Below are 1,021 nucleotides of genomic sequence, written 5' to 3' on the forward strand. Positions count from 1 at the left end.
AAATTGAGTAAACTTTTTTTGTTTTTGGGAGGATAATTTAGCGTTAGCTAAATTTCAATGCCCGACCGACACTCCGCTAAACCATAATTGAACCCGACTTTTGATAAAAAATCACCGCCCGTAAATTTTTGTTACGGGCGATGCTTTATCGGATTATTTTAAGTTGTCAGCTGTAAACAATTTAAAATTCATCAAAAGATCTCGCAATGTACTGCTGAACTCTTGTTACATCCAAGACAGAAATTTTTCCGTCCTTATTAACATCCGCTGCTTCTTTCTGCTTATCGGTAAAACTTTGATTCTGAGCAATATAAAGCTGTATAGCGGTTACATCGTTTACATTTATCTGTCCGTCGCCTGTAACATCGCCGAGCATTACATCATCGTCACTATACAAATATGCCTTTGTATTTTTGTTTATCGCAAGTTTTTCGTAACCCGCAACAGAAGTAACACCGCTCTGAACTTCGCTGTTTCTTACAACTGCCGCAAAGTTGACTTTTAAATCATTGTCAATAAAACCTACGCAAAGAGTTTTAAGATTAAGGTCTACTGTCGTACTGCCTGTACCTATAACATTAAAGTAAGCTCTTACAAATGTCTTTTTGTTTGTAAAGTCCTTAAGGTCAGTAATATCCGTAAAGTTGGATAAGATACGGCCTGTTTTGATGTTTGTAACCTCGTTTGAAACATTCGGCATAAAATCTTTTGAACGGGCAACATCAAGCTTAAGTTTTGAAGAATCGTAATTAAGTGCCCACTCTGCGTTTACAAGTTTCATTGATGACTGCAGTTCATATTCAACACAAAGCTCTTTGTTGTTTACAAGTGTAACCTTTGCACTCGGGAAGTAGTTTGATGTAGCGGTTACATTAAGATTTTTGCTCTCTGTAGGTTTAGCTGTGGTCGGTTGAGTGGTCGGTTGAGTGGTTGGTTTTGCGGTAGTCGGCTGTGTAGGTCTTGCTGTTGTCGGCTGTGTAGCCTGAGAAGCTGTTGTAGGAACAATAAGGCTTGTGATGTC

At 38.6% G+C, this 1,021-nt stretch carries 1 protein-coding gene; it reads right to left on the reverse strand.

Annotated elements, in window-relative coordinates:
* Positions 1-181: 181 nt before the first annotated feature.
* Positions 182-1,021 (reverse strand): dockerin type I repeat-containing protein (locus tag I2E21_RS12115; RefSeq protein ID WP_195411480.1); only part of this gene is annotated, 840 nt, incomplete at its 5' end.

This window comes from Ruminococcus sp. BSD2780120874_150323_B10, assembly GCF_015553695.1.
In the GTDB taxonomy this organism is placed as follows: Bacteria; Bacillota; Clostridia; order Oscillospirales; family Acutalibacteraceae; genus Ruminococcoides; species Ruminococcoides intestinale_A.